General features: G+C 72.1%; 8 protein-coding genes and 1 pseudogene. 3 read left to right on the forward strand and 6 right to left on the reverse strand.

Annotated elements, in window-relative coordinates:
• Positions 1-42 precede the first annotated feature (42 nt).
• The 5 genes and pseudogenes from SACE_RS39355 to rhaI form a co-directional block, all read right to left on the reverse strand.
• Positions 43-438: an enolase C-terminal domain-like protein gene (locus tag SACE_RS39355; protein ID WP_009947054.1), complete on the reverse strand. Its 396-nt coding sequence runs from the start codon at positions 436-438 to the stop codon at positions 43-45.
• 158 nt (positions 439-596) lie between these two features.
• Positions 597-827 (reverse strand): annotated as a pseudogene (locus SACE_RS39950) (hypothetical protein); the annotation flags it as partial.
• A 105-nt stretch (positions 828-932) separates the two neighbouring features.
• Positions 933-2390, reverse strand: coding sequence for a rhamnulokinase (locus SACE_RS19905; protein ID WP_009947052.1), 1458 nt, complete (start codon positions 2388-2390; stop codon positions 933-935).
• An 18-nt stretch (positions 2391-2408) separates the two neighbouring features.
• Positions 2409-4469 carry a bifunctional rhamnulose-1-phosphate aldolase/short-chain dehydrogenase gene (locus tag SACE_RS19910; protein WP_029621655.1) on the reverse strand — a complete coding sequence of 687 codons (2061 nt, stop codon included), beginning with the start codon at positions 4467-4469 and terminating at the stop codon, positions 2409-2411.
• A gap of 53 nt (positions 4470-4522) precedes the next feature.
• A complete protein-coding gene (rhaI, locus tag SACE_RS19915) occupies positions 4523-5686 on the reverse strand; it encodes an L-rhamnose isomerase (protein WP_029621653.1) in 1164 nt (387 codons plus the stop codon).
• Between the two features lie 406 nt (positions 5687-6092).
• Between rhaI and SACE_RS19920 the strand changes: the two genes are divergently transcribed.
• On the forward strand, positions 6093-7421 hold the full coding sequence (locus tag SACE_RS19920; RefSeq protein WP_009947049.1) for an MFS transporter: 1329 nt from the start codon (positions 6093-6095) through the stop codon (positions 7419-7421).
• 44 nt (positions 7422-7465) lie between these two features.
• Here SACE_RS19920 and helR read toward each other — a convergent pair whose 3' ends face one another.
• A complete protein-coding gene (gene helR / locus SACE_RS19925; RefSeq protein ID WP_029621652.1) occupies positions 7466-9673 on the reverse strand; it encodes an RNA polymerase recycling motor ATPase HelR in 2208 nt (735 codons plus the stop codon).
• 610 nt (positions 9674-10283) lie between these two features.
• Between helR and SACE_RS19930 the strand changes: the two genes are divergently transcribed.
• Both SACE_RS19930 and SACE_RS19935 read left to right on the forward strand, forming a co-directional pair.
• Complete coding sequence (locus tag SACE_RS19930; protein ID WP_011874243.1) at positions 10284-11441, forward strand: IS701 family transposase; 1158 nt, start codon at positions 10284-10286, stop codon at positions 11439-11441.
• A 114-nt stretch (positions 11442-11555) separates the two neighbouring features.
• Positions 11556-12389: an isocitrate lyase/PEP mutase family protein gene (locus SACE_RS19935; protein WP_009947046.1), complete on the forward strand. Its 834-nt coding sequence runs from the start codon at positions 11556-11558 to the stop codon at positions 12387-12389.
• Positions 12390-12400 lie beyond the last annotated feature (11 nt).

A 12400-nucleotide genomic window follows, 5' to 3' on the forward strand; every position in this document is an offset into this window, starting at 1 on the left:
TCGGCGGCTCCGATCAACGGCGCATCGGGTTCCCCGACGACCTCACCACTCGGTCGGCGACCCGTCGTGGCGCCAGACGGGGTTGCGCCAGCGGTGCCCGGCCTCCGCCGCGCGCTCGACCGCCTTCTCGTCGACCTCGATGCCCAGGCCCGGCGCTCGACGTGGCCGTCCTGGTAGCGGAATACCGACCGGTCGACGAGGTGGTCCAGCAGGTCCGAGCCGCGGTTGGAGTGGATGCCCGGGCTCCGCCTCGATCAGCAGGTTCGGCGTCGCGAAGCCGAGTTGCAGGCCGGCCGCCAGGGCGATCGGCCCAAGCGGACAGTGCGGTGCGACCGAGACGTCGTAGGCCTCTGCCATGGCCGCGATCCGCCGCCCCTCCGAGATACCCCCGGCGTGCGAGAGGTCCGGCTGCACGACCGCGATCCCCTTGTCCAGCACGCGTTTGAAGTCCCAATCGCGGTGAACCCCGCTGCCTTGCGCTCCGGCGCCGACTCGGCCAGGTCCGACGGTTCGTCGCCGCCGATCCAGCTGTAGACGCGGACGTGCCCGCCGAGCAGCTGGTGGACCGGCACGTCCAGCGCCTTGCCCGCGATGTCCCACAGCGCCAGGTCGATCCCGGCGACGGCGCCGGAGAGCACCGGCCCGCCCCGGTAGAAGCCGCCTTGGTGAGCCACTGCCAGTGGTCCTCGATGCGCAGCGGGTCCTCGCCCACCAGGTAGTCGGCGAGCTCGTCGACCGCCGCGGCCACCGTGTGCGCCCGGCCCTCGACCACCGGTTCTCCTCAGCCCGTGAGGCCCTCGTCGGTGTCGATCCGCAGGAAGCACCACCGCGGCGGGACAGGTAGGTGCGCAGCGATGTGAACTTCACCGATGCTGCTCCAATGTGGCACGGACGGGCGGAATTCTGTGCGCCCGCCGGCACCGCTCGCACCCTCATCCCAGTCCTACCCGTGCCGCGGCGGAGGCCCACTCGCTCTCGCCGCCGCGCGGGCGGTAGTGGCGGAGCCGCTGCGTCCGGGCGACCAGCCGCCTGCCGGCGGCCAGGTCGGCGACGGCTCCGCTCGCCCGTGCCTGCACGAGCAGGTTGCCCAGCGCCGTTGCCTCGGTGGGACCCGCGACGACCGGCACGCCGCAGGCATCGGCGGTGAGCTGGCACAGCAGCTCGATCCGGCTGCCGCCGCCGACGAGGTGGACGACGTCGAAGCCGCGTCCGCTGAGCCGCGCCGCTTCGCGCAGGGTGGCGCGGTGGGCCATGGCGAGGCTTTCCAGCACGCACCGCGTGACCGCGGCCGGGTCGGCGGGTGGGCGCTGTCCGGTGCGCGCGCACTGCTCGGCGATCGCCGAGGGCATGTCGGCGGGCGCGAGCAAGGCGGGAGCGGTCGCGTCGACCAATGCCGCGAACGGGGCGGCCTCGGCGGCCTGCGCCAGCAGTTGCGGCTCGTCCACGACACGGCCCTGGCGCCGCCAACTGCGGACGCACTCGTGCAGCAGCCACAGCCCCATGGTGTTGCGCAGGTACCGGACGGTGCCGTCGACGCCGAGCTCGTTGGTGAAGTTCGCCGCGCGGGACTCCTCGGTGAGCACCGGCCCGTCCAGTTCCAGGCCCGCCGGCGACCAGGTTCCGCAGGAGACGTAGGCGAACCGGTCCGCGCTTGCCGGTACGGCCGCCACGGCCGAGGCGGTGTCGTGCGATGCCACCACGGTCACCGGCAGTCCGCCGGCGACGCCCGCCTCGCTCGCCACCCCGTCCCGCACGTGTCCCGCCGGTTCTCCCGGCGCGCGCAGCGCGGGGAACAGCCGGGACGGCAGGCCGAGCCGGTCCAGCAGCGGCCGCGACCACGACCGGCTGGTGGCGTCGAACAGGCCGGTCGTTGAGGCGTTGGTGATCTCGGCCCCGACCTCACCGGTGAGCCAGTAGACCAGCAGGTCCGGTACCAGCAGTAGCGTCTCGGCGCGGTCCCAGTGGGCGCTGCGCGCGGCGGCCGCGAGCTGGTAGACGGTGTTGATCGGCAGGCGTTGCAGTCCGCAGATCCGGTAGTGCTCGGCGTCGTCGACGCGCGCCCGCACCGCCTCGGCGCCGCGCACCCCGCGCTCGTCCCGGTAGTGGTACGGGTTGCCGAGCAGCACGCCGTCACCGTCGAGCAGGCCGAAGTCGACCGCCCAGCCGTCGATGCCCACCGATGCGAGTGCGTGCGGCTGCGCGAGGCGCAGCCCGCCGAGCACTTCGCGGTACAGGCCCAGCACGTCCCAGTGCAGACCGTCGGCCAGCCGGACCGGGTTGTTGGCGAACCTGTGCACCTCGTGCAGATCGAGCTCCCCGGCCCCGAAACGGCCGACGATCACGCGGCCGCTGGAGGCGCCGAGGTCCACCGCCGCGAAAGTCCGCTCCACAACGAGCCCTTCCGCGCGTCAGCGCAGGAACGCCGCGGGAACGCCGGCGTCCACCGGCACGTGCGTTCCGGTCGTGTGCGACAGGTCGCCCGCGACCAGCGCGAAAACGGCGTTGGCGACGTGTTCGGGCAGGACTTCGCGCTTCAGCAGCGTCCGCTGCGCGTAGAACTCGCCCAGCTTCTCCTCCTCGACCCCGTACAGCGCCGCTCGCTGGGCGCCCCACCCGCCGCCGAAGATGCCCGACCCGCGCACGACGCCGTCGGGGTTGATGCCGTTGACCCTGATGCCGTGCGCGCCGAGCTCGGCCGCCAGCAGCCGCACCTGGTGCGCCTGGTTCGCCTTCGCCGCACTGTAGGCGAGGTTGTTCGGGCCGGCGAAGACGCCGTTCTTGCTGGCGATGTAGACGATGTCGCCGCCGACGCCCTGCGCGATGAGCATCCGCGCGGCCTCCCGGGCGACCAGGAAGGAACCCCGGGCCATCACGTCGTGCTGGCGGTCCCAGTCCGCGACGGTGGTCTCCAGCAGCGGTTTGGACAGCGAGAGCCCGGCGTTGTTGACCACCAGGTCCACACCGCCGAAGGTCCGCGCCGCCACGGCGAAGGCCTCGGCGACCTCGTCCTGGTCGGTGACGTCGGCGCGCACCGGCACCGCGCGGCCGGGCCCGCCGAGCTCGGCCGCCGCCGCTGCCGCCGACTCGGCGTCGATGTCGGCCAGCACGACGCAGGCGCCCTCGGCCGCCAGGCGCCCGGCGGTCGCCTTCCCGATGCCCGAGCCCGCGCCGGTGACCAGCGCGATCCGGCCCGTCAGCGGCCGGGGCCGTGGGCGGCGCCGGAGCTTGGCCTCCTCCAGCGCCCAGTACTCGATGCGGAACTTCTCGGCCTCGTCGATCGGCCGGTAGCGCGACACCGCCTCCGCGCCGCGCATCACCTCGATGGCGTTGCGGTAGAACTCCCCCGCCACGCGCGCGGTCTGGTGGTCGGTACCGAAGGAGAACATGCCGACGCCCGGGACCAGCACGATCGCCGGGTCCGCTCCGCGCATCGCCGGTGTGTCGTCGGTGGCGTAGCGCTCGTAGTACGCCCGGTACTCCCGGCGGTAGTCCGCGTGCAGTTCCTTCAACCTCTCGACGACCTCGTCGAGCGGTGTCGCGGGGAGCAGGTCGAGCACCAGGGGGCGGATCTTGGTGCGCAGGAAGTGGTCCGGACACGACGTGCCGAGGGCGGCCAGCCTGCGGTGCTCGCCGCGGGAGAGGAAGTCCAGCACCTGCTCGTCGTCGCAGTAGTCGCCGACCTGGCGGCGGTCGGTGGAGGCCAGGCCGCGGATCACCGGCGCCAGCTCGGCCGCGCGCGAGTGCCGTTGCGCCGCGGGCAGCGCCCGGTACTCATCCACGACCGGCCCGAACGGCTCCGCTCCGCCGCGTTCGCTCAGGAACCGCTGCGCGGTGCGGATGATCCACAGCGAGTTGCGCTCGCACTCCTCGCTGGTCGCTCCCCACGCGGTGATCCCGTGCCCGCCGAGGATGACACCGACCGCGTGCGGGTGGGCGCGCCGCACCTCGGCGATGTCGGTGCCCAGCTGGAAACCCGGACGCCGCCAGGGAACCCACACCACCGCGTCGCCGAAGCACTCCCGGGTCAGCTCCGGGCCGTCGACGGCGGTCGCCAGCGCGATGCCGGAGTCGGGGTGCAGGTGGTCGACGTGCTCGGCTTCGACCAGGCCGTGCATCGCGGTGTCGATGGACGGCGCGGCGCCGCCCTTGCCGTGCAGGCAGTGGTCGAGCAGGCCGACCATCTCGTCCTCGCGCTCCACGCCCGGATAGACATCCGCGAGCGCACGCAGGCGCTCCACGCGCAGCACCGACAGCCCGTCCTCGGTGAGGGTGGAGAGATCACCGCCGGAGCCCTTGACCCACATCACGGTCTCCTGCTCACCCGTCACCGGGTCCGCGACCGCACCCTTGGCCGAGACGTTGCCACCGGCGTAGTTGGTGTTCCTGCGGTCCGCGCCCAACCGGTGGGCGCGCCCGAGAAGGCTCGCGACCTCGGGGTTTTCGGTTGTGACGTCCGGGGTTGCAGTCATGTCCGCCTTTCCACGCGCCGCCGGTTCCCGGCCATCGCGCTCGGTTCCCTCGTTCACGCGCCCCATCCCGCCTGCGCCCCGCCGACCCGCTCGGCGGCGATCCGCTTGCCGTAACCGCTGCGGTGGTAAGCCGCCACCGGGTCCGGGTCGAGGCCCATGTCGGCGCGGATCTCGGCCAGCAGTGGGCGCACGTCGGTGTTGTAGGCGTCCATCAGCACCGCGTTGGCGGTGAGCACGTCACCCTCGCGCTGTGCCCGCGACAGGGCGTCGGCGTCGACCAGCAACGCCTTGGCGGTCGCTTCCTGCACGTTGAGCACCGAGCGGATCATCGCCGGGACCTTCGGCTCGATGTTGTGGCACTGGTCGAGCATGAACGCGACACCGGCGTCCTCCAGCGCGCCGGCCCGCACGATCTCGTGCGTGATCCGGAAGAGCTGGAACGGGTCGGCGGCACCTGCCATCAGGTCGTCGTCGGCGTAGAAGCGGCTGTTGAAGTGGAACCCGCCGAGCTTCCCCCGGCTCAGCAGCAGCGCCACGATGAACTCGATGTTGGTGCCCGGGGCGTGGTGCCCGGTGTCGACCAGGACCTGTGCGCCGTCACCGAGTTCCACGCAGTGCGCGTAGGCGGTGCCCCAGTCGGGCACGTCGGTGGCGTAGAAGGCGGGCTCGAAGAACTTGTACTCCAGCAACATCCGCCGCCCGGGGCCGAGCCGGTCGCGCACAGCCACCAGCGCCTCGGCCAGCCGGTCCTGCCGCGCGGGAATCGAGTCCTGGCCCGGGTAGTTCAACCCGTCGGCGAACCACAGGCTCAAGGTGCGAGACCCGGTCTCCTCCATGATCTCGACGCACTCGAGCAGGTGCGCCAAGGCCTTCGCCCGCACCGCCGGGTCCGGGTTGCACACGCTGCCGAGCCGGTAGTCGTCCTCCTGGAAGACGTTCGGGTTGATCGCACCGAGCTCGATCCCGAGCTCACCCGCGTACGCACGCAACTCGGCGTAGTCGTCGACGCGGTCCCACGGGATGTGCAGCGCGACGCTCGGGGCGACTCCGGTGCGGGCGTGCACCTGGGCGGCGTCCTCGATCTTCTCGAACGCGTCGCGCGGCACGCCTTCCTGCGCGAATACCTTGAACCTGGTACCGGAGTTCCCGTAGGCCCACGACGGCGTCTCGATCCTCTGCGACTTCAACGCCGCCTTCACGGCGGGAGATGCGGACATTCGTGCTGGCTCCAGACAACGCTTTCCCAGGACCGCCGACGGCCGCACCGGCGCCTCTGACGACTCGATGGGCGGACGGCGAACGAACTTTAAAACGTTTAATCCGGAGCAGGCTAACGCTGCGGCGATGCGAGCGTCAACACGAAGGCCGGCATACGCCCGAATGCGAAGACCCTGCCACCCATACAGCCCACGACACCGCTACATCGAACGCTTTTCCGCGCCATATTCGACCGAAAACGAGCCTCGAACGGGTTGACGACCCGCGCAAGCATGCCTACCTTCCCAAAGCTATAAATCGTTTCACAGGTGTGGCGATACCGTCTTCGGTGGTAGACCCACCGCGGCGGCGCCACCGCCGCGACCGGAGCCGCTCCCCCGCCGGTACCCGAGCGAAGGACAACGCATGACCGGATCGTCCGACAACGCCGTCCATCCGGACCAGACCGCGCCACCCGCGCAGCAGTGGAAGTGGTCGTTCGTGGCCGCGATGGCCGGCTACATCGACGCCGGGTCGATCGTGGCCGGCTCCGTCGCTCTCGGCTCCTGGGTGTCGCACTACGGGCTCTCCGACAGCACCATCGGCCTGCTGGGAGCGTTGAGCCCCAACGCGATCTCCGCAGGCATCGGCGCACTGGTCGGCGGATACGTCTGCGACCGATACGGGCGCAAGAAGATCTATGCCTACGACCTGCTGCTGTACATGTTCGGCACCCTGCTCATCGTCTTCGCCGCCGACGTCTGGATGGTCTTCACCGGCTACGTCCTGGTCGGCCTGGCCGTGGGTGCCGACATCCCGGCGTCGTGGAGCCTGATCACCGAGTTCTCGCCCGCCCGGCGACGCGGCAGGCTCGGCGGGCTGGCCCAGGTGCTGTGGTCGCTGGGTCCGGTCGTGACGTTGCTGCTCGGTCTCCTCCTGCAACCGCTGGGGATGCTGGGCGTCCGGCTGCTGTTCGCGCACCTGTTCGTCGTCGCGCTGGTGACGTGGTGGATGCGCCACGGTGTCGGCGAATCGGCCCGGTGGGAGCGCGAATCCCGCGCCACGGCAGGCACTTCGCATCCCCTGCGGGCGCTGCGCCTGCTGCTGTCCGGTCGCGGGCTGACCGCGGTGCTGGTGCTCACCGGCATGTACGGCGTCTGGAACCTCTTCGCAGGCACCAACGGCTTCTACACCCCGTACCTGCTCGAGGCGATCGGCGACCAGAGCGAGGCTGCGAGCGTCGGTCTGCAGTGCCTCTACTTCCTGCTGGTGGCCGCGTTCACCGCGCTGGTGTTCATGCCGCTCAACGACCGCGTGAACCGGCGGGTGATGTTCGCGGTGTCGAGCCTGGTGCAGCTGGCCGGCGTGCTGCTGCTCGCCTTCCTCCCGCTGAGCTCGTCGGTGGCGCTCGGCTACATGGTCGCCATCGGCATCGGCGGCGGGTTCGGCGCGCAGCACTTCTTCCAGCTCTGGTCGGGCGAGCTGTTCCCCACCAGGCTGCGCAGCACCGCGCAGGGACTCATGTTCGCCGTCGTGCGCATCGGCCTGGGCTTCTGGAGCCTGTTCGTACCGGCCGTCAGCGCCACCGGGTTCCACAACCTGGCGCTCATCCTCGCCGGTTTCCTCGTGGTCTCCGGGCTCATCGGGACCCTCTTCGGCCCGAAGACCGAAGGGCTCGCCCTGGAGGAGATCGAGGCGCGGCACGGGTGGAGCGGCGACACCGCATCACCTCGGGCGGCGCCGACCGCCGACTGAGGACACGGGGTGGGGTCCCGCCCACACCCCTGCCTCCACTACGACTACCTTCGGTCCCCGGTCCGGGCGGGTGTCCCGGTTTCGGCGAGTCCCGCCAGGGCCCGCGGCAACGGACCCTGGTGCAGGACGCCGAGCCGTTGGGTGGCGCGGGTGAGGGCGACGTAGAGCTCGGCCGCGCCACGCGGGCCGTCGGCGAGGATCCGCTCCGGTTCCACGACCAGGACGGCGTCGAACTCCAGCCCCTTCGTCTCCGACGCCGCCACGGCGCCCGGCACACCCGGTGGCCCGATCACGACGCTGGTGCCTTCGCGACCGGCTTCGTCCCGCACGAACTCCTCGATGGCCGCGGGCAGGTCGTCCTCGGTGACCTGCCTGGACCACGGCCGGACCCCGCACGCGCGGACCGACTCCGGTGGCTGCACCCCGGGGGCGAACTCGGCGAGCAGCGCGGCGGCGACGGTCATGATCTCCGCCGGAGTGCGGTAGTTCACCGACAGCGACCGGTAGACCCAGCGGCCGGGCACGTACGGCTCCAGCATCGCGCCCCACGCCGTCGCTCCGGCCACCGACCGGCGTTGCGCGAGGTCGCCCACCACCGTGAAGGACCGGTTCGGACAGCGCCGCACGAGCACCCGCCAGTCCATTTCGGACAGTTCCTGGGCCTCGTCGACCACGACGTGCCGGTAGGTCCAGTCCCGGTCCGCTGCGGCCCGCTCGGCGAGCTCGCGGGTGTCCTGCTCGACGAAGCGGTCCGCGAGGTCCTCGGCGTGGAGCAGGTCCGTGGCGAACAGGTGGTCCTCGTCGTCCATCGAGTCCTGGCGGGCGACGAGGATGTCCATCACGCCTGCGGCGTACTCGGCCTCGGCCTCCCGCTGCCGCTCGGCGGCCTGCTCGGCGGACTTCTCAGCCGCCTTGTCGCGGCCCAGCAGGTCGACCAGCTCGTCGAGCAACGGGACGTCCGGCACCGTCCAGGCGTCACCGTCGGCGCGCCACAGCGCCTCGTCGGCGCCTGCCGCCCGCAGCCGTTCCGGCGACGTGTACAGCGACGCCAGCAGCGCCTCCGGCGTCAGCATCGGCCAGAGCTCGTCGAGCGCGGCGGTGAACGTGTCGTTTTCCGCCAGCTCCGCGAGAAGGTCCGACCGCATCCGCTCCCACGCTTCGCGGTCCGACCGGGACAGCCAGCCCCGGCCGATCCGGCCGATCGCCCGTTCGGTGAGCACGTACGTGACGATCTCGGTGAACACCGCACGGGCCTCGTTGTGCGGCAGCCCGCTCGAGCGCGCCTCCTCCCTGGCCCACTCCGCGGTCTCGGCGTCGATCCGCACCGTGACGTCGCCCAGCTCGATCGGCACCGGCTGCTCCGGCAGCCGCTGCCGGTCCGCGATCGCCGCCGCGAGCACGTCCAGGATCTTCAGGGAGCCCTTGAGCCGCGCGGCTTCCGGGGTGTCGTCGGCGGTGACGCGCAGACCTGGCACGAAATCGCCGGTCGTCATGAACACCACGTCGGACTCACCCAGCGACGGCAGGACGCGGCTTATGTGGTTCAGCAACGCCGGGTTGGGACCGACCACGAGCACGCCGTGGCGTTGCATCCGCTCCCGCTGGGTGTAGAGCAGGTACGCGACGCGGTGCAGCGCCACCACGGTCTTGCCGGTGCCGGGACCGCCCTCGATCACCAGCACCCCGGGGTGGTCGAGCCGGATGATCCGGTCCTGCTCGGCCTGGATCGTCGCCACGATGTCGCGCATCCCCTCACCGCGCGGCGCGTTGACCGCCGCGAGCAGGGCCGCGTCCCCCCGGTCGGCACCGCCGGGCAGGCCGAACACCTCGTCGGTGAAGTCGACCACCTGCCGCCCGCGGGTGTGGAACTGCCGGCGCCGGCGCATGTCCTCCGGGGATACGGCGGTGGCGACGTAGAACGCGCGCGCCGCCGGCGCCCGCCAGTCCAGCAGCACCGCTTCGTACTCGTTCTCCTCGTCGAAGAGGCCGATCCGGCCGATGTATCGCCGTTCGTCCGAGAGGGTGTCCAACCGGCCGAAGCACAGCCCGTTGTCCGCCACGTCCAGCCGCTTCGCCTCTCTGGCCAGGGCGCGCACCTCGACGTCCCGTTCCACGGGTGTCGCACCGTCCCCCCGCAACGCCGCGTCGTACGCACCCTTCACCCGCGCCCGCTCGGCGTCGAGCCGCGCGTAGAGCCCGGCCACGTAGCCGCGCTCGGACCGCAATTCGCCTTCGTACTCCTGGGTTGACACGTGCCCCTCACCGCGGCTTGTTGCCGATCTTCGTCGTTGTCCACGTCCGGTGCTTTCCCCGGCCGGACATTCGCGCGTGTTTCCCGCCGTCAGTTCCCAGACCGGCCGCACACGCCCTGCGCGACTCCCGTTTTCGCAGGTCCTGGCTTCGGCTGGCGATTCTGCGGCATACCCGGGGTCTTGCCGCAAGCCCCCCGGTGCGCTATACGTTGAGAGTGGCGGGGAGCCACTCCCTTTCCCGGCATCGCCGGCCCTTCTCCACGGTCAAGCCGGTCTCGCGCTCCCGACTCCTCGAAAGTGGACAGACGTTCCAGCGGCGGTGTTCCGTCCGCCCGCGCCGGAACCGGCGAACCTGTCGCGGCACCGGGCTCTTTGGCAGATACCGGCCCGGGCGCCGCTCGTTCCGAACGCGCCGCTCCCGACTCCGGCAACTAGTTGTCAATCCGCGTACCGGCCGCGCGTGCCCACCTACCTTGTGCGGAGTCGGCGGCACCACCGAGCCTGGCCGCGCCCGCACCACGGCCGCGACCGCGCTCGGCCGCGGCGGCCCGGTCACATCGGCGCCGCCGGTGACGACCGACCCGGTACTGGATCGACCGATTGGAACCCGATGCCGCACATGGGTGCCCCGCTGCCGAGGTCCGCGTCCCCGATGCCGCGGGAGGCGGTGCTCACCGAACTCTGCGACTCCCTGTTCGCGCCGCTGCCGCGCAGCGACCAGCGCAGCAAGGGCGTCCAGTACGTGCGCGGGCTGCTCTCGGCGTCGGGCCGCAAGTCGATCCGCAACATCGCGGCGGCGACCGGTGGCGCCGCGTCCGAACAGGGGCTGCACCACTTCGTCAGCAGCTCGACGTGGGACTGGGCGCCGGTGCGCCACGCCCTGGCCCGCCACGTGGTCCGCACCCGGCCGCCGCAGGCGTGGGTGGTGCGACCGGTGGTGATCCCCAAGACCGGACGCCATTCGGTCGGCGTCGAACGGCGGTTCTTCCCCAGCGCGGGCCGGGTGCTCAACGCCCAGCAGGCGGTGGGCGTCTGGGCCGCCTCCGACGCCCGGTGCGATCCCGTGGAATGGCGGCTGCACCTCTCCGAGCGGTGGCTCCTCGACGCCGCCCGGCGTGCGCGTGCGGCGATCCCGCGGGAGATCGAGCCGGAGACGCTCGGCGACTGCACCATCGCGGCCTACCTGACCGCGATGTCCCGCGGCGGACTCCCCAGGCTGCCGGTGGTCTCCGACGGGCGCGACACCGACCCGTTCGCCATGACGCGGGCGTTGCAGATGACCGGAACGCCGTCGCTGACCCGGATCGCCGGGTCGCTCCCGCTGGTGGTGACCGACCCGACCGCGGCACTGCGCGGCGTGGAGCCGCGTTCGGCCCAGCAGATCGCCAACGCGGCGAAGGCCAGGCGCCGGCCCGCCGCGGGCACCACGCTGGCCGCCGGTGTGCGGGTCAGGATGCCCGGTGGCGCGGGGCGCTTCCAGCGCGACGACCTCCTGCTGCTGGCCGTCGGCGAGGTCGGCGCCCCCTGGGCGGCCGAGCTGTGGCTGACCGACCTCGTCGACGTGGTGCCCTCGGAACTGCTGCGGTTGAGCCGGCTGCTGCGCCGGGCGGAGTCGGACTTCACCGACATCACCGAGCAGGTCGGCATCATGGACTTCGCCGGTCAGTCCTTCGACGGCTGGCATCGGCACGCGACGCTCTCCTCGATGGCGCACGCGGCCACCGCGTTGGACGACCGCGGCAGGAGCGCGCTCACCTGCGCGTCGTGAACCGCGTCACCACCGGCCACGTTCACCGGAACGGTCCACCAGCACGAGTAGCACCAGCGTGCGCGGCGTGGAGCAGGGCCGTCGCGGTCGGGCGGCCTCCCTATACTCGCGATCATGCCGGTCGAGCAGCACGTTCCAACACCGCTCACAGACGACGCCCGCCAGAAGCTCGCCGCGGACGCCGCCGTCCTCCGCGACCTGCACGTCCCGAAGCGCCCGCTGGTCCTGCCCAACGCCTGGGACGCCGTCACCGCGAGGCTGGTCGAGGAGGCGGGGTTCCCCGCGGTGGCGACCACCAGCCACGCGGTGGCCGAGTCGCTGGGCTTCGACGACGGCGAGACCGCGCCGCCCGCGGAGATGCTCGCGGCCGCGCGACGCGTCTCACGGGCGGTTTCGGTCCCCGTGACGGTGGATTGCGAGTCCGGCTACGGCCTGCCCGCGCCGGAGCTGGTCGCCCGGCTGCTGTCCGCGGGCGCGGCGGGGTGCAACCTGGAGGACACCGACCACCGCACCGGCGGGCTGGCCGAGCCCGGCTCCCACGCGGAGCGGCTGACCGAGGTTCGCGCGGCCGCCGACGAGGCCGGCGTCCCGCTGGTGATCAACGCGCGAGTTGACGTCTTCCTCCGGGCCGCGCTCACCGGCGATTCCCGCCCGGGTCCCGAACTGGTCGGCGAAGCCCTCGAACGCGGCCGGGCCTACCTGGCCGCCGGTGCCGACTGCGTCTTCCCCATCATGGCCGGCGATCCCGAGACCATCGGCAGGCTGGTCGCGGGACTCGACGGTCCGGTCAACGTCCTGCACAAACCGGACGGCCCCGCGCTGTCGACGCTCGCCGAGCTCGGCGTGAGCCGGGTGTCGCTGGGGCCCGGGCTGTTCCGGGCAGCCGGGAACTGGCTCCGCGGCGAGCTGCGGAGCCTGGCGGAGAGCGTGCGCGAATCGGTCGGCTGAGCCGCGTGCTC

Source organism: Saccharopolyspora erythraea NRRL 2338 (assembly GCF_000062885.1).
Classification (GTDB): domain Bacteria; phylum Actinomycetota; class Actinomycetes; order Mycobacteriales; family Pseudonocardiaceae; genus Saccharopolyspora_D; species Saccharopolyspora_D erythraea.

Excerpts from the sequence above, each read along its gene's own strand:
- SACE_RS19935 (WP_009947046.1), top strand. The coding sequence starts at position 11,556 with ATGCCGGTCGAGCAGCACGTTCCAACACCGCTCACAGACGACGCCCGC.
- SACE_RS19920 (WP_009947049.1), top strand. The coding sequence starts at position 6,093 with ATGACCGGATCGTCCGACAACGCCGTCCATCCGGACCAGACCGCGCCA.
- SACE_RS19910 (WP_029621655.1), bottom strand. The coding sequence starts at position 4,469 with ATGACTGCAACCCCGGACGTCACAACCGAAAACCCCGAGGTCGCGAGC.
- rhaI (WP_029621653.1), bottom strand. The coding sequence starts at position 5,686 with ATGTCCGCATCTCCCGCCGTGAAGGCGGCGTTGAAGTCGCAGAGGATC.
- SACE_RS19930 (WP_011874243.1), top strand. The coding sequence starts at position 10,284 with ATGCCGCACATGGGTGCCCCGCTGCCGAGGTCCGCGTCCCCGATGCCG.